General features: G+C 59.6%; 11 protein-coding genes and 1 pseudogene. 8 read left to right on the plus strand and 4 right to left on the minus strand.

Annotation, left to right across the window (positions count from 1 at the left end; genetic code table 11):
• Positions 1–47: 47 nt before the first annotated feature.
• Positions 48–830, plus strand: coding sequence for an alpha-amylase family protein (locus ACYASU_RS14510; RefSeq protein ID WP_244656015.1), 783 nt, complete (start codon positions 48–50; stop codon positions 828–830).
• Between the two features lie 33 nt (positions 831–863).
• Here ACYASU_RS14510 and ACYASU_RS14515 read toward each other — a convergent pair whose 3' ends face one another.
• Positions 864–1634: an SDR family NAD(P)-dependent oxidoreductase gene (locus ACYASU_RS14515; RefSeq protein ID WP_463583190.1), complete on the minus strand. Its 771-nt coding sequence runs from the start codon at positions 1632–1634 to the stop codon at positions 864–866.
• 123 nt (positions 1635–1757) lie between these two features.
• Positions 1758–3215: an efflux transporter outer membrane subunit gene (locus tag ACYASU_RS14520; RefSeq protein ID WP_463583191.1), complete on the minus strand. Its 1458-nt coding sequence runs from the start codon at positions 3213–3215 to the stop codon at positions 1758–1760.
• An 89-nt stretch (positions 3216–3304) separates the two neighbouring features.
• Here ACYASU_RS14520 and ACYASU_RS14525 point away from each other — a divergent pair, with 89 nt between their 5' ends.
• The 3 genes from ACYASU_RS14525 to ACYASU_RS14535 all read left to right on the plus strand — a co-directional run bounded on the left by ACYASU_RS14525 (position 3305) and on the right by ACYASU_RS14535 (position 8179).
• Positions 3305–3919: a TetR/AcrR family transcriptional regulator gene (locus ACYASU_RS14525; protein ID WP_282371734.1), complete on the plus strand. Its 615-nt coding sequence runs from the start codon at positions 3305–3307 to the stop codon at positions 3917–3919.
• 76 nt (positions 3920–3995) lie between these two features.
• Positions 3996–5096, plus strand: coding sequence for an efflux RND transporter periplasmic adaptor subunit (locus ACYASU_RS14530; RefSeq protein WP_463583192.1), 1101 nt, complete (start codon positions 3996–3998; stop codon positions 5094–5096).
• Complete coding sequence (locus ACYASU_RS14535) at positions 5093–8179, plus strand: efflux RND transporter permease subunit (RefSeq protein ID WP_463583193.1); 3087 nt, start codon at positions 5093–5095, stop codon at positions 8177–8179. The genes ACYASU_RS14530 and ACYASU_RS14535 overlap by 4 nt, the downstream gene beginning before the upstream one ends.
• 147 nt (positions 8180–8326) lie before the next feature.
• Here the strand turns inward: ACYASU_RS14535 and ACYASU_RS14540 are convergent, their stop codons facing one another.
• Complete coding sequence (locus ACYASU_RS14540) at positions 8327–9067, minus strand: carbon-nitrogen hydrolase family protein (protein ID WP_463583194.1); 741 nt, start codon at positions 9065–9067, stop codon at positions 8327–8329.
• A 180-nt stretch (positions 9068–9247) separates the two neighbouring features.
• Positions 9248–10135, minus strand: a pseudogene (locus ACYASU_RS14545) (serine hydrolase domain-containing protein).
• 278 nt (positions 10136–10413) lie between these two features.
• Here ACYASU_RS14545 and ACYASU_RS14550 point away from each other — a divergent pair.
• The 4 genes from ACYASU_RS14550 (at position 10414) to ACYASU_RS14565 (ending at position 16189) form a co-directional block, all read left to right on the plus strand.
• Positions 10414–10767, plus strand: coding sequence for a hypothetical protein (locus tag ACYASU_RS14550; RefSeq protein WP_463583195.1), 354 nt, complete (start codon positions 10414–10416; stop codon positions 10765–10767).
• A 143-nt stretch (positions 10768–10910) separates the two neighbouring features.
• On the plus strand, positions 10911–11408 hold the full coding sequence (locus ACYASU_RS14555; RefSeq protein WP_463583196.1) for an HIT family protein: 498 nt from the start codon (positions 10911–10913) through the stop codon (positions 11406–11408).
• Between the two features lie 190 nt (positions 11409–11598).
• A complete protein-coding gene (gene glsB, locus ACYASU_RS14560; protein ID WP_192174060.1) occupies positions 11599–12507 on the plus strand; it encodes a glutaminase B in 909 nt (302 codons plus the stop codon).
• A gap of 262 nt (positions 12508–12769) precedes the next feature.
• Positions 12770–16189, plus strand: a complete 3420-nt coding sequence (locus ACYASU_RS14565; protein WP_463583214.1) for a PAS domain S-box protein — start codon at positions 12770–12772, stop codon at positions 16187–16189.
• Positions 16190–16378: the final 189 nt, after the last annotated feature.

Genomic DNA, 16378 nt, shown 5'->3' on the forward strand with positions numbered 1-16378 from the left:
CTCTAGGTGTTCTGCTGCTTGCAGCGACACTTGTGACAGGCACCGCCATGTTTTACGCCACCACGCAAAAACGGCTGGACCCCGGCATCGTTGGAATTGTCTGGCAGCCCGATAACAAAACAGTCGGCATCAAGGGGCAATGGGATCAGCTGGGTGCCAGGGAATTGCTGGTGCAATGGACCGTGGTCGACGATCAGGCATTCGTGCCAGGCACCGGTCTGCCGAGCGTACCGGTGCTGCCTGATTGGGCACGTATTGCTAAAGAGCCTTGGGCCCAGGATGTAATCATCGGCCTGGCCGGATATTTCAGCGAGAACCGCTCCCGGGACAACATCGAGCAACTGGCTGCCGTCTCGGAGCGCATCGCCAGACTACCGACGCCGTTGCACGTCACCGGTTATTACTTCCCGGCGGAAGTCGACCCCAGCTGGACCCGTGCCAAGGAGCTGCCTGCGCTGCTGGCCAAGCTTCCGCGTCCGTTGTGGATCAGCGTCTATGACGGCGCCAACATCGGCCCGGCGGCCACAGCCGACTGGCTCAAGCAATGGCTGCCAGACGACATCGGTGTGTTCTTTCAGGACGGGGTTGGCGTTTACGCCCGCACCGCACCGGTAGCCCGCACCTACGCCGACACCCTGCGCGAACGCTTGGGCAAGGACCGCGTGCGCATCATCGTCGAAGCCTTCCGCCCCAACTACGGCGGCGGCTTCCGCTCCGCAACGGCCGCCGAGCTCAAACCGCAGCTGGCCGCCTATGACGGCTACCCACTCTACCTGTTCGACGGCCCGCATTACGTGACGCCAGCCTTGGTGAAAGCGTTGGCGAAGTAATGATCGAAGTCATGTCTTCGCCAGTGGAACACGTCACCAGACAATAGGTTTGTCGTTCCAGTCCCAAAAGGTCCCGCTGTCGGCCGGCCCGTGTGCGCCGACCACCTCAAGAATGCGGTCCGCCGAGTACGCCGGTTCGAACAGTTGGCCCTCAGGCACGTTCGCCTGGAAGGGCCGAGACAGCTCCGTGTCGGTCGTGCCCGGGTGTATGGCCAGGACGGTCGAGGCAGGGTTCAGGCGTTTCAATTCGATACTGGCGGTGTGCAGCAACTGGTTGAGCGCCGATTTGCTGGCTCTGTAGCTGTACCAGCCACCCAGTCGGTTATCGCCGATTGAGCCAACCCTCGCGGAGAGCGCCGCGAACGTAGCAGGCTGTCTGCGCAGTAGCGGAAGCAGGTGTTTAAGCAGCAGGATCGGCGCAAAGGTGTTGGTCGCGAAGCTCGATTGCAGGCCCGCAAGGGTCAGTTGTGCCAGCCCCTTTTCTGCTCGGGCGCCGTCCTGATGAAGAATGCCCAGCGCACTGATAACCAGGTGCAGTTGCTCGCAGCCTGCAAGCGTCTCGCTCACCAGCGCTTCGAGGGATTGCTCATCCCGCGCGTCGCAGTCGACAGGTTTCAGACGGTCGCCATATTGCGCTGCAAGGGTTGCCAGCTCTGTGGAGGTGGTGGCGCTTCGCGATACTGCCCACACCTGAGCCACCTCATCGCGAGCCAGCAATGCCGCGCAGAGTGCCAGGCCGATACCTCGACTGGCGCCGCAAATCAGCACGTGAGCTTCGCTGTTCAGTTCGGGTATCAAACGCATAAGGCACCTTGATGGGCGTGGCTGAAGTGTTTTTATGACTTCGGGGCAGGGTATGACGTTCAGGTAGGTGCCTGCTGACCTATAGGTATCTCAGCGAAGCGGCATAGGCGTGCTCTCCAAAGACTATCGAGCGCCAACGACGGGCTGCGTCGGTTGCCATCCGCCACCAAGTGCTTTGAATACGGCGACGGCCGAGCGCGCCGACTCTGTCTGCGCCTGGGCGCGAGCATCGGATGTCAGCAGCAGCTTTTCATCGGCGCGCAGCACTTCAATCAAGCTGACCGCGCCTTTTTGATATCCCGTTAATGAAGATTGTCTGGCGGCGGTGAGTGCGATTTCACCTCTGGTCAGCGTTGCAGCCTGATCTTCTCGATTGGTCAGGGCGGAGAGAGCGTTTTCAACATCGGCAGTGGCCTGCAAGACCGATTGCCGATAAGCAGCCAACGCTTCAGCTTCTCCGCCCCTGGCTTGCTCGATTTGAGCGTCTACCCGGCCAAAATCGAACAGTCTCCAGCGCAGCCCTAGAATGCCTGCCGATTGGTTCGCTCCGCTGCTGAACAGATTGCCGCTGGATACCGCTGTCGCACTCCCGACCAACGCACTAAGGGAAAACTTTGGGTAGTACTCGCTCACGGCCGCTCCAATCCGGGCGCTCGAAGCGGCGAGCCGACGCTCTGCCACGATGAGGTCGGGCCTGCGGCGCAGAAGGTCGGCGGGTGTGCCGGTCGACGTGAGATGCGGAGGGCGCGGGATGCCTTGGGCTGTCGCCAAATTTTGACGATTGGTACCAGGGGGCACGCCAAGCATGATGTCCAGCCCATTCATAGCCGCATCAAGCGCCGCGCGCAGAACTGGCACGCTCGCCTGCGCCTGTGCAAGCTCGCCTTGGGTCTGACGCACTTGGTACTCTGGAGCCAGCCCCTTGCTGTATAGAAGATGAACCTTCTCTAACAGGTCTTCCTGCGTTTTGACCTGCTCGGAGGCTATAGCCAGGCGGGCCTGCAGGCCTCGGACGGTAATGTAGGTATCAGCCGTTTGGGCCGCGACTGCAAGCTTCGCTGCACTGACGCCTGCCTCAGACGCCTCATACTCGGCCAATGCTGCCTCCCTGCTGCGGCGCAGCCCGCCGAACACATCCAGTTCCCAGCTGGCACCGAGGTCAGCTTCGTAGGAATTGCCATAGCGATCATAGCCTGGCGTGGAGTCCAGGACCTGGCCTAGCGGTGTCTCTACCGACTGATATGAGCGTGCCGCCTGGGCGCTAATGTTCCCGGAGGGCAGAAGCGCCGATGTCGCAAAACCGAGTTGTGCCCGCGCTTGGGTGAGTTGAGCGTCGGATTGAGCCAGGTTGAGATTTTTAGAAAGGGCCCGCGAGACCAAATCACTGAGCAAGGGGTCATCGAAACCCTGCCACCAAACGACATTGCTTGCAGAACCCACGGTAGTATTGGTTTCGAGACCAGGTTGCGTCAGATAACGGTCTTTGATCGGTGCTTGTGGACGTAGATAATCCGGGCCCACTGCGCAGCTCGCCAGTAGGCTGGTACTGATGACCAGTGCGTACATAGAGAGCGAGCGCATTGAATTTTCCCTGATCTGAGTTAGGCTGTGACGATATCACGATATGGTCACTCGTTGTCAATCAGGGCTCGTGGAGCTAAGCTGGAAACATGACTAATCAAATGAAAACAACGCCCCCTCGCGGGCCATCGGACCATAGCGTTCGTGACCAGGTTGTGGAAGCGGCCACCCAGCACTTCGGTCACTACGGATATGAGAAGACCACGGTCTCCGATCTGGCCAAGGCCATTGGATTCTCCAAAGCCTACATCTACAAATTCTTTGACTCCAAGCAGGCTATCGGTGAGGTGATTTGCGCCAACCGACTGGCGATGATCATGGCCATCGTAGAGTCGGCGATCTCCGATGCGCCAACAGCCTCCGAAAAGCTGCGGCGCATGTTCCGCGCGCTTGTAGAGGCTGGGAGTGATCTGTTTTTCCACGACCGCAAGCTCTATGACATCGCCGCTGTGGCGGGGCGAGACCAATGGCCCTCTGCTGTGGCACACGACGAGCGCCTGGGAATGCTGGTTCGGGAGATTGTTCTCGAAGGGCGACAGTCTGGGGAGTTCGAGCGAAAGACCCCGTTGGATGATGCCGTTCAGGCGATCCATCTGGTCATGCGTCCCTACATCAGCCCGGTCCAGTTGCAATACAACCTGGACATTGTGGCCACCGCCCCGGTGCATCTGTCCGCGCTGATACTAAGAAGCTTGGCTCCATAACTCTGTGACCATTGACTAAATTGGTCACTTTATAGAGAATCACTTCCCTGTCCACTTGATATGAGCCAGGGATCCCATGCGTCGGTCCAAATCTGCAACCATTGCCGTTTGCTTAATTCCGTTCGTATTGACTGCGTGTGGTGAGTCGTCGAGCGAACGCGATCCGCGAACCCAGCCACCTTTGGTAAGAACCGCCATTGTTGCAAGCGCCGATGGGGCATCGCGATCGTTTAGCGGTGTTGTGGTCGCTCGCGTCCAAAGCGATTTGGGCTTTCGTGTGTCGGGGAAGGTCTTGGAGCGCCTGGTTGACACGGGGCAGGCAGTCAAACGGGGACAGCCCCTGATGCGCCTCGATCCCATCGACCTGGGCCTTCAGGCGCAAGCCCAAACGCAGGCCGTTGCGGCCGCCGGTGCGCGCGCCAAACAAACGGCCGATGAGGAAGCACGGAATCGCGATCTGGTTGCCGCAGGCGCGATTTCCGCCTCGGCATACGACCGGATCAAGTCCATGGCCGACACGGCCAAGGCGGAACTGAATGCCGCCCAAGCCCAGGCCAATGTCGCGCGCAATGCCACGGGCTACGCCACTTTGCTGGCCGACGCCGACGGTGTGGTGGTTGAAACGCTGGCAGAGCCCGGGCAAGTTGTCAGCGCAGGTCAACCCGTCGCAAGGCTGGCAAAGGCGGGGCCTCGCGAGGCCATTATTCACTTGCCCGAAACCGTGCGGCCCGCCATCGGCGACCTGGCTCAGGCTAAATTCTACGGCAGCGATACGAAGGTCATCCTTGCCAGGCTCAGGCTGCTGTCTGACGCAGCCGATCCGCTCACGCGTACATTCGAAGCACGGTATGTGCTTGATGACGCCAACGCGCCGCTGGGGTCTACCGTTACGCTGCGTCTCTCGGACGGCAAGGCTGCCCAGCCTGCGCTCGCGGTTCCAATGGCAGCCATCTACGACTCGGGCAGGGGCCCTGGCGTTTGGGTGGTAGGGGGAACGCCGGCGACCGTCTCCTGGCGTGCGGTTCAACTGCTGGGTTTGAGCGATGACTCGGCGACGGTGAGTGGCGGCGTCAAGCCTGGTGAACAGATCGTTGCCTTGGGAGCGCATTTACTTCACGAAGGTGAGCAAGTGCTGGTCCAGCAGCCGGGTGACGGTATCAACGGGGAGCGACCATGAGCGCGTCCCGTTTCAATCTTTCTGCAGTGGCCGTTCGCGAACGGTCCATCACACTGTTTCTCATTTTGTTGATCGGCGTCGCGGGGACGCTTTCTTTTTTCAAACTGGGCCGTGCAGAAGACCCGCCGTTCACCGTCAAACAGATGACCGTCATCTCTGTGTGGCCGGGTGCGACCGCGCAAGAGATGCAGGACCAAGTGGCCGAGCCCCTTGAAAAACGCATGCAGGAATTGAAATGGTATGACCGCAGCGAGACTTACACCCGCCCTGGCCTTGCTTTCACCATGGTGTCGCTGTTGGATAAAACCCCGCCCTCCGAGGTGCAGGAAGAGTTCTATCAAGCGCGTAAAAAGCTGAGCGATGCGGCCAAAACGTTGCCTGCGGGCGTTATTGGCCCGATGGTCAATGATGAGTTCTCGGACGTGACCTTCGCGCTATTTGCGCTCAAAGCCAAAGGCGAGCCCCAACGTTTATTGGTGCGCGATGCCGAATCGCTGCGCCAGCGTCTGCTGCATGTACCGGGCGTCAAAAAGATAAACATTATCGGCGAGCAGACCGAGCGCATCTTCGTGTCGTTCTCCCATGAGCGGCTGGCGACGCTGGGTATTGCTCCTCAGGATATTTTCGCTGCACTGAACAGCCAGAATGCCTTGACCCCGGCCGGTTCGATTGAAACCAGCGGGCCCCAAGTGCTCTTGCGCCTGGATGGCGCTTTCGACAAGCTCGACAGTATCCGCAATACCCCGATCGTCGTGCAGGCTAGAACGTTGAAGCTGTCAGACGTGGCGACTGTTGAGCGTGGGTATGAGGACCCCGCGACCTTTATGGTCCGCAACCAGGGTGAGCCTGCCTTGTTGTTAGGCATCGTCATGCGTGATGGCTGGAACGGGCTGGACCTTGGCAAGGCGCTGGATGCCGAAACTGTCAAAATCAACCAGGGCATGCCTCTGGGAATGGGGCTTTCGAAGGTCACCGACCAATCAGTGAACATCAGCTCGGCCGTTGACGAGTTCATGATCAAATTCTTCGTCGCGCTGCTCGTGGTGATGCTGGTCTGCTTCCTCAGCATGGGTTGGCGCGTGGGTGTCGTCGTAACGGCGGCAGTGCCGCTCACACTGGCGATCGTGTTTGTGGTCATGGAAGCCTCGGGCAAGAATTTTGACCGGATTACCCTGGGCTCTCTGATCCTGGCGCTTGGCCTGTTGGTGGATGACGCCATTATCGCTATCGAAATGATGGTGGTGAAAATGGAAGAGGGCTATGACCGCATCAAGGCATCGGCCTACGCCTGGAGCCACACTGCAGCGCCCATGCTGGCCGGCACTTTAGTCACGGCGGTTGGCTTTATGCCCAACGGTTTTGCACAGTCAACGGCCGGCGAATACACCAGCAACATGTTCTGGATCGTAGGCATTGCTCTGATTGCCTCCTGGGTAGTCGCTGTGGTCTTCACGCCTTATCTGGGTGTGAAGATGCTGCCCGAGATCAAACCGGTGGAAGGTGGGCATGCCGCGATCTATGACACGCGGCATTACGACCGTTTCCGTCGGGTGTTGACCCGCGTGATCGGGCATAAATGGTGGGTGGCGGGTGGGGTCGTTCTGATATTTGCCGTGGCCATTGTGGGAATGGGACTGGTCAAAAAGCAGTTTTTCCCGACCTCTGATCGTCCTGAAGTATTGATCGAGGTGCAAATGCCCTATGGCACCTCGATTGAACAGACCAGTGCGACGACGGCGAAGATCGAGGCATGGCTCCGACAGCAGAATGCCGCGAAAATCGTAACCTCCTATATCGGGCAGGGTTCCCCGCGGTTTTACCTGGCAATGGCGCCTGAGTTACCGGATCCATCGTTTGCAAAAATCGTCGTGCTCACGGACAGCCAAGAGGCGCGCGAAGCGCTCAAATTGCATATTCGGCAAGCGGTCGCTGAAGGGCTCGCGTCCGAAGCGCGCGTTCGAGCCACTCAGCTTGTCTTCGGCCCTTATTCACCCTTTCCTGTCGCATACCGGGTGATGGGACCAGATCCCGATAAATTGCGTGAGATTGCGGGGCGAGTGCAAAGCGTCATGCAGGCAAACCCTATGATGCGCACGGTCAATAGCGATTGGGGCCCAAGGGTGCCGTCGCTGCATTTTTCTCTGGACCAGGACCGGTTGCAGGCAGTGGGGCTTACGTCCAGCGCAGTTGCCCAGCAGCTGCAGTTTTTACTCTCGGGTGTACCGATAACGGCTGTTCGTGAAGATATCCGTTCGGTGGAGGTGATCGGGCGGGCAGCAGGCGGTATCCGGCTCGATCCTGCAAAGATTGAGGGCTTCACTCTGACAGGTTCGGCAGGTCAGCGGATCCCGCTTTCTCAGATAGGTGACGTCAGTGTGCGCATGGAAGATCCCATCCTGCGGCGCCGTGATCGCATGCCGACCATCACCGTGCGCGGCGATATTGCAGAAGACCTGCAGCCGCCGGACGTTTCTTCCGAGATCGCAAGGGAATTGCAGCCCATCATCGCCAGCCTTCCAGACAGATATCGGATCGAGCAGGCCGGTGCCATCGAGGAGTCGGCGAAGGCCACCGTAGCGTTGCTGCCGCTGTTTCCGATCATGATTGCCGTCACGCTGCTGATCATCATCATCCAGGTACGGTCCATGTCCGCGATGGTGATGGTTTTCCTGACCGCACCGCTTGGACTGGTCGGGGTAGTGCCCGCCTTGCTCTTGTTCAACCAGCCTTTCGGCATTAATGCCCTGGTAGGGCTGATCGCTTTGTCCGGCATTCTGATGCGCAACACTCTGATCCTGATCGGACAGATCGACCACAACGAAAAGCAAGGTCTTGACCCGTTTCACGCCGTGGTCGAGGCCACGGTGCAGCGAGCACGGCCGGTATTGCTTACGGCAATGGCGGCGATCCTGGCATTCATCCCGCTGACCCATTCAGTGTTCTGGGGCACCCTGGCCTACACCTTGATAGGCGGTACTCTGGGAGGAACCGTCATAACCCTGGTCTTCCTGCCGGCCATGTACTCTATCTGGTTCAGGATCCGCCCGGTGGAAGAGCCCCTCCCCGAAACACACGCCTCTTAGCAGGATGCTGCTGGCAGTAAAGCGTTGTTCCAGCGCCCAATGTCAGCAGCTTCTGAACGGCCCGGTTACCCGGGAAATCATCAGCGCCGGTGGCAACTCCACCGCCACGCAGCAAGGCGATTACATCGTGGCTTACGCGCTACCTGATCAGGCCCGATAGCGGATACTGAAAACACTCGCTTCTCCGGTCAGAATGTCATACGCCACCAATGCCTCGCTAACGGCATCGGCGCTGCACACAAGTTCACCGTGACTGTTCCAGATTGAAGAGCCACCCGCGGCGACATAATCGTCGGCGGGACCTACGCAGTTCGCCATCACCACCGTCATGGAATGCTTTTTGGCAATCATCGGATAATGACTGTTTGCCAGTGCAGTCCCTCTCGCAGACTTCGCCACGCTCGCTAAATACACCTGAGCGCCAGACGCTGCGGCTTCTTCTGCATGGCTGGGTTGCAGTGATTCGTAGCAGATGGCGGGGGCCAGGACTAAATCTGCCTGACTCAGCACACGCTTCCGAGTGCCCGGTGTGAAAAAAGGTAATTCGTCAGGGTGCAGATGCTGTTTCGAATAGCAGGTGCGCTCCAGCCCGGGCTGGAAACTGATCATGCTGATCTCGGTGCCTTTAGCTCCTCTGGTTGGCGCACCCACAGCGATGAGCATCCCGTACCGGTCGCTCAATCTCTGGAACTCATCAAAACGGCTATCACTCGGATGCACCGCCAGGACCTCAGCCAGCCTCGGCTCGTAACCCGTGAGGGAAAGCTCGGGAAACAGCACGAGATTGGCACCCTGGCTTGCCGCCAAGTGGATGACCTCAATATGTCTGGCGATGTTTTTTTCGTACTCCCCCGGCACAGGGAGAATCTGCGCAGCGATTAGCTTCATTTCCCGTCTCGCGTCCTTGTTTAGGGTTTGCTTGAAGAGCGACTGAACGGTTGTTCCGCCGCTGCTGTTAACGTCAACGCATGCTGCATGAGCGTCGGCATTTTTAAAAGTGTGTGGTCGTGAGTGTGTACCCACACCAATCCCCGCTTCTGGCCTGAGCGCTGGGGTACCTCTCGGCAATCACGTCCCCTGACGCAGGACTTGGATCAGCTGTTCAGCAACAAAGGCTTCGACCGCTCCTTCACTGGCGTTCACTTCAAACGCTGCGCAACACGCCGATGTGTCACCGTCGCAGATACGGTAAACGGCAATGACGCTGCCAGGTCCGCCGCCGGTATGTCCGCACAGGGTAAAGCCGCCGTCAATCGAACCCTGCATGACACCAAGGCCATAGCCGGCAGTGACCCACGGACGCCCGGGAATCGCGCCGCCCAATGCTCGTGCTGCCTGCATTTCCTGAAGCAGGTTTGTCGGGAGCAGGTCACCGGACATGAGTCGATCCAGGCCTATTGCTGCTTGCGAAATCGGACCGATCAGCAAGCCATGGTAGACCCAGGCGGGGTCGTAGTCAGAGGTGCTTCCGAGATGGGTGGTTTGTAAATCAGCTCGCGTTTTGGCGAAGCGGACGTTCGACAGCCCCAGCGGATTAAGTGCTCGTTGACTCACCGCATCATCAAGCGCCAGGTCCGTTAGTCGCTCTATAAGCTTGCCGATCAGCATGTACCCGACATTCGAGTAGCGCCAACTGGTTCCGGGGTTGTATCGAAGTCGAGTGCCGTCAAGACGTCGCATCATTTCGTCTGCTGACCACGCTGACTCGCCTTGAGCAACGGCGGCGTGATACTCCGCCAGTTCGCCATAATCAGCGAGCCCAGCCTCATGCCGCAGTAGCTGGCGTAACGTGAAAGGCTGATCGGGGATAGCGTCGTCCAGTCCGATCAGCCCATCACGCACTGAGGAGAGGGCCGTTGCCGCCAGGACTGTTTTCGTAAAGCTTCACCAAGGCACCATCAGTTCTGATGGGGCGGGGGGTTGTGGCTGACCATTTGATATGAGCGAACTGAGCATTGGCGTCCTTGGGTTATCTGCAGATCCAGGGCTCGACAAGATATCTCATTCAGTCTTTTTCGCCGGAGCATTCTGATGCACATCTGATGGACTCATCCATCCTTTGGAGGACGCTGTTTCATGCAGGGAAAAATCGCTGTTCTGGATTGCTTGATGCGAAGAGTGCCAAGCGCGAGTATTCATACGAGCTTGTTCATCAGCGACGGGCGCCATAGATTGAACTGCCTCGCCGGCATCCGTTCCATCATTAAGAGACTAGCGTTATGGCGTACGGATTAATGACTGACTTCATTTTCGATGTCGGTGACGGTGTGGGTGAATTTTTATCTGACGACGACAAAGCGCAATTTACGCCTCTGAATTTGGAGGAGATAGTTGAAAAATACGTTGATGAGCGCAATATATTGAATGTCGTTTTTCTCAAAAAAAAGATCAGAAATTACATTAAAAGTCATATGGGGCCCGAAGGCTTGGAGTATGTACATCCTCCGTTTGGGCAGGACACATCTTTCGTTGAAGATTATTTCGAAGGTGATCTGTACACCTTTCTAACTCAAGTATTAACTTTGCTTGATGTCGAACTTAAAGCCAGAAGACGTAATATATTCAGCAGGCTTGCTGGGAGAGGTTAGCATTTGAAGTCACCTGCTTTCGCTGTGGACACGCGAAGCTATCCTCATGGATCCCTTGGCTTGGTCTGTGAGCTGTTCCATAAGATGCCTGCTCTTTTTGCCATTCGGCAGAACAGGCTGCAGCGTTCACATAGGGCCACCTTATGCATATACCCCCTCATCTCGTCATCCACGAAACCACCCACTGGCTCATCAACCACCGCCTGGACAGCCACCTCCCGGGCTACCTGATGCTCAGCGCAAAGCAGATGGCCCACTCGCTGGCAACCCTGCCAAACGAAGCGCTGACCGAGCTAGGTCCATTACAGGCGAAAATCCAGCAAGCCATCGAAACCCACCTGCACCCCAACCGCCTCTACATCGGCCGTTTCGGCCATGACGCGGGTCACTCCATTCACTTCCATTTCATCCCGATCTACCCGTGGGTCGAGGCGCTGTTCTGGCAGGACGAGCGCTACAGATCGCTGCAAACTTTCGGCTCGCCTCCTGACGGTTCCAACCAAACCGACGGCGCAGAACTAACCCTTTTCGTGTGGCGAGAGTTCTGTGAGCGTCCCGATCCGCCATCCATAGAAGGCCCATCCATCGATCAAGCCATCGCGGCGCTGCGGCAAGCATTCAGTCACGACACCTCGATCTGATGGCAGGGCAAATTTCCCAAAAAATCCGCCCCATAAGCGCTGTCGGCCAACCAACGCTTGCCAACCCCAACGTGCACATCCACCCGCAACAAAAACCAAAATCCTGCCCAATTGTGTGATCCCGCCCCTCTGGCATTCGTCATGAACCCTAACCCCTGCTGCCGTCAGGGGATCAACGCCAGGACCTTCCATGCAAACGCTGTTGAACGAGATTCTCGACGAAGTGCGTCCCTTGATCGGCCAGGGCAAGGTGGCTGATTACATTCCCGCGCTGGCCGATGTGCCGGCGCAGCAGTTGGGCATTGCCGTGTATGGCAACGATGGCACCTATTACTGCGCCGGCGACGCGCTGGAGCCGTTTTCGGTGCAGAGCATTTCCAAGGTGTTCAGCCTGGTTCAGGCGATCGGCCATTCCGGTGAGGCCATCTGGGAGCGTCTGGGTCATGAGCCGTCGGGTCAGCCGTTCAACTCGCTGGTGCAGCTGGAGTTCGAGCGCGGACGGCCGCGTAATCCCTTTATCAACGCCGGCGCCCTGGTGATTTGCGACATCAACCAATCCCGTTTCGCCGCTCCGACATTATCGATGCGCGATTTCGTGCGGCGGCTGTCGGGCAATCCTCACGTTTTGATCGATGCCCGGGTGGCGGATTCCGAGTATCAATTTCGCGCACGCAACGCGGCGATGGCCTACCTGATGCAGTCCTTCGGCAACTTCCATAACGAGGTCGAAACCGTGCTGCGCAGTTATTTCAGTTGCTGCGCGCTGAAGATGAGTTGCCTCGATCTGGCCCGGGCGTTCTGCTTTCTGGCGAACAACGGGTTCTGCAAGCACAGCGGTGAGCAGATCCTGACGCCGCGCCAGACTCAGCAAGTGAACTCGATCATGGCCACCAGCGGGCTGTATGACGAAGCCGGCAATTTCGCCTATCGCGTGGGATTGCCCGGCAAGAGCGGGGTAGGGGGCGGAATTGTAGCGATCGTGCCAGGGCAGTTCACCGTGTGCGTGTGGTCGCCTGAGCTGAATGCCGCCGGAAATTCCCTCGCCGGAATGGCGGCGCTGGAGTTGCTGAGTTCGCGAATAGGTTGGTCTGTTTTCTGACAGCCGGCGTCGTCGTTTCACATTTGCGGAATCATTCAAAAGAATGACCTGCGCGCGCGTTGGTCGCTTTTCCGAAAAAGCTGATTCAAGCCGTGTCGAGGGCGAAGAGTTACCCGATACAATGCCGCTTTACCCTGTCCAGTTCGAACCAGTCTGCGGGATGCCGTGGCGATGTCGGGAGATCCGTTTGACTACTGTTCCAGTCGATCCTAGCGGCGATGAGCGCCTGTCTCATGTGCTGAACGCCAGTGAGCGGCTGGTGATGGCGGAATCAGTGGACGAGGTCGTCGCCGTGCTCCGCGATGTGGCCCGTGCCACGGTCGGCGCGGATGGCGTTGCGGTCATCATTCAGGATGAGGGACGCTGTTCTTATATTGCGGAGGATGCAGTCTCACCGCTCTGGCAAGGTCAGACCTATCCGGCCGACCACTGCGTTTCGGGATGGGTCATACGTCGCGGCGAGACGATTGCGATCCGTGATGTCCGGCTCGATCCACGCATCCCGCAGGACGCCTACGCGCCAACCTTCGTCCGTAGCCTGGTCATGGCACCCATCGGTCGACCCGTTCCGGTCGCGGCGCTCGGCGCTTATTGGTCGCAGGTCCGCAGTCACGACGACGACACGGTCAAGCGCCTGGAAAGCCTGGCGCGGCTGGCAACCATCGCGATCGAGAACGCACGGCTGACCCAGGCACGCAATCGCGCGGCTGCGCTCGGGGCCGCGCAGAACCGTATCCTTGAACTGGCTGTTGAAGAAACGCCGCTGAATGTTGCCCTGGACGCGATCGTCCGCGAGGTGGAGGCGCTGTCGCCGTCCCGCTTCCTGGGCAGCATCCTGCTTCTGAGCGAGGAGGGCGGTCAGCTGCAGCATTGCGCCGGACCGAGCCTGCCCCCTCCGTTTATCAACGCTGTGGAAAACATCACCGTCAGCCCAGGCGCTGTTTCAGGCAGTCGCGCGACGACCCCGAACCCACTGGCGACCGTGTCCGACATTGCCCACGACCCGCAGTGGGCCGAGTTCCGGGCGCAGGCCATCGGCCACGGTTTGCACGTCTGCGCGTCAATCCCCATCCGGTCGGCGCAGGGCGCCATGCTCGGTACTTTTGTCATGTATCACGCCGATCTGCGCGAGCCGTTATCGGCGGATCTTGAGATCTGCGATTTCGTGGTCAAAACGGTGGGCCTCGTCGTGCACCGTGCGCGAGCCGAGGACGCAATCCGCAGCAGCGAGGCGCGCTACCGCCAGATCGTCGAAGGCGCCGAGGACTTCGCGATCATCACCTTCGACACGAAAGGTGCGGTCACCGGTTGGAACATCGGCGCCCAGCGCGTGATCGGCTACCGTGCCGACGAAGTCATGGGGCGTGGGGGCGATCTGTTCTACACCGAGTCGGACCAGGCCGAGCGAGTGTTCCAGGGCGAACTCGAACTCGCCATGGCGCGGGGGCGGGCCATCAACGAACGCTGGCACGTTGATAAGAATGGTGCGCGCTTCTGGGGCTCCGGATTGATGATGCCGCTGGCCACGGATCAGGGCGGCTTCGTGAAAATCTTCCGCGACCGCACGGCCGAGCACCAGGCCGAAGCGGCGCTGCAAGAGAGCGCGGCGCGACTGAGCTTTTTTGATGAGCTCGACAGCCGCCTTTTCAATATTCGCCGGGCCGAAGACGCGATGCTTGTCGCCACCGAGATGCTCGGGCGCAGGCTCAATGTGTCGCGCTGCGCTTACGCGGATGTCGACGTCGACAATGACCGCTTCTGGATTCGCAGCGACTACAACGCGGCTGGCATTCAGAGCTCGGCCGGAACCTACAGCCTCGACCTTTTCGGCCCACGGGCGGCGGCTGACATGCGCGAAGGCCGCACGCTGATCGTGCGCGACGTGGGCGCAGAGCTCGGCGCCAGCGAGGGCCTGGAGATGTTTCGGGGCATTGGCATCGACGCGATCATCTGCTGCCCGCTGGTCAAGAATGGCCGGCTGACGGCCATGATGGCGGTTCATCAGGATCAGCCTCGCGACTGGTTGCCCTCGGAAGTCCTGCTGGTCAGGGAAGTCGTCGAGCGCTGCTGGGCGCATGTGGAGCGGGTGGGCGCCGAGATGCGAATGCGCGAAAGCGAAGAGCGCCTGCGCCTTGCCGTCGAACACGCCGACTTCGGTTTTTGGGACGTGGACATCGTTCACGACACGCTGATCTGGCCGCCCAGAACCAAGGCGATGTTCGGCATTCAGGCTGACGTGCCAGTTACGATTCAAGACTTTTACGACGGCTTGCACCCCGAGGACCGGGACGCCACGATCGCGGCGTTCAAGGCGGCCAGCGACCCTGAACGCCGCGCGCTTTATGACGTCGACTACCGCACCGTCGGCAGGGACGATGGCGTGATTCGCTGGGTGGCCGCCAAGGGGCGTGGCGTGTTCGACGCCGCCGGCCGCTGCCTGCGTGTCACCGGCACGGTGGTTGAGATCACCGCCCGCAAGGACGTCGAGGAAGAGCTGCGCGAACTCAATGCCACGCTCGAAGGGCGGATTGCCAAGGCCATCGCCGAGCGGGAAGAAGTCCAGGAGGCGCTGCGCCAGAGTCAGAAGATGGAAGCCATGGGGCAGCTGACCGGCGGCGTGGCCCATGACTTCAATAACCTGCTCACCCCCATCGTCGGCACCCTCGATATGCTCCAGCGCCGAGGCGTGGGCGGTGAACGTGAGCAGCGGTTGATCTCCGGCGCCGTGCAATCGGCCGATCGCGCCAGGACACTTGTGCAGCGGTTGCTGGCCTTCGCGCGCCGTCAGCCGCTGCAGCCGGTATCGGTCGACGTGGCGAAGCTGGTGAATGGCATGGGCGATCTCGTCGCCAGCACCACCGGGCCGCAAATCCGGGTCGTCGTCGATGCGCCACCTGATCTGCCAGCCGCGATCGCGGACCCGAACCAGCTTGAGATGGCGCTGCTTAATCTCTCCGTGAACGCGCGCGACGCCATGCCTGAAGGCGGGACGATGCGGATCTCGGCGAGCACCGAGTGGGTGTGCACGGGTCACCGCTCCAGGCTGCCGACCGGTGACTACCTCTGCCTGTCCGTCGCGGACACCGGCATTGGCATGGATGCCTCCACGCTCGCCCGGGCGGTGGAACCGTTCTTTTCCACCAAGGGCGTCGGCAAAGGCACGGGGCTGGGTCTGTCGATGGTGCATGGCCTGGCGTCCCAGCTGAACGGTGCACTGACGATTCAGAGCTCGCCGGGTCTGGGGACAAACGTAGAGCTGTGGCTGCCACGCGCCATGACCCTGCCGGCAGCCGCTTTGCGCATCGACGAGGCGCCGGACCGACGCTCCCTGCGCGGGATCGCACTGCTGGTCGACGATGAAGAGCTGGTGCGCGCCAGCACGTCATACATGCTGGCCGACCTGGGCTACCGCGTGATCGAAGCCTCCTCCGGCGAGGAAGCCTTGCAACTGCTGAGCACCGGGCAGCCTGTCGACCTGATCGTCACGGACCACCTCATGCCGGGCATCAGTGGTACCGACCTGGCCAGACGGGTCCGAAACGCCCGGCCCGGGACTGCAATCTTGCTGGTCTCAGGGTATGCCGAACATGAAGGGCTTGATCCGGACCTGCCGCGCCTGACCAAACCGTTCCGCAAGAGCGAGCTGGCGGCGAGTCTGGCGCAGCTTGGAGGGGCGTGCTGAGGCGGTTGTGAGATTGAGGTTGGCGGGATTTCAAGAGGTTGCAAAGTTGACCGAACGGTTCCCGATGTCTGGAGGTATCCTTTCGCAGATGGGGCATGGCCGCTGAAACATGATGATATTCGCTGCTTCATTGATCAAATTTAAGGTAGGGCGTAGCATCGGCGATGCAATTACTCACGAGGGAGAGCC

The sequence above is a fragment of the Pseudomonas sp. HP_12 genome (genome assembly GCF_055283955.1).

Coding starts and splice junctions, on each gene's coding strand:
- ACYASU_RS14555 (WP_463583196.1), top strand. CDS start 10,911: ATGCATATACCCCCTCATCTCGTCATCCACGAAACCACCCACTGGCTC.
- ACYASU_RS14540 (WP_463583194.1), bottom strand. CDS start 9,067: ATGAAGCTAATCGCTGCGCAGATTCTCCCTGTGCCGGGGGAGTACGAA.
- ACYASU_RS14535 (WP_463583193.1), top strand. CDS start 5,093: ATGAGCGCGTCCCGTTTCAATCTTTCTGCAGTGGCCGTTCGCGAACGG.
- glsB (WP_192174060.1), top strand. CDS start 11,599: ATGCAAACGCTGTTGAACGAGATTCTCGACGAAGTGCGTCCCTTGATC.
- ACYASU_RS14510 (WP_244656015.1), top strand. CDS start 48: ATGTTTTACGCCACCACGCAAAAACGGCTGGACCCCGGCATCGTTGGA.
- ACYASU_RS14515 (WP_463583190.1), bottom strand. CDS start 1,634: ATGCGTTTGATACCCGAACTGAACAGCGAAGCTCACGTGCTGATTTGC.
- ACYASU_RS14525 (WP_282371734.1), top strand. CDS start 3,305: ATGACTAATCAAATGAAAACAACGCCCCCTCGCGGGCCATCGGACCAT.
- ACYASU_RS14530 (WP_463583192.1), top strand. CDS start 3,996: ATGCGTCGGTCCAAATCTGCAACCATTGCCGTTTGCTTAATTCCGTTC.
- ACYASU_RS14550 (WP_463583195.1), top strand. CDS start 10,414: ATGACTGACTTCATTTTCGATGTCGGTGACGGTGTGGGTGAATTTTTA.
- ACYASU_RS14565 (WP_463583214.1), top strand. CDS start 12,770: ATGGCGGAATCAGTGGACGAGGTCGTCGCCGTGCTCCGCGATGTGGCC.
- ACYASU_RS14520 (WP_463583191.1), bottom strand. CDS start 3,215: ATGCGCTCGCTCTCTATGTACGCACTGGTCATCAGTACCAGCCTACTG.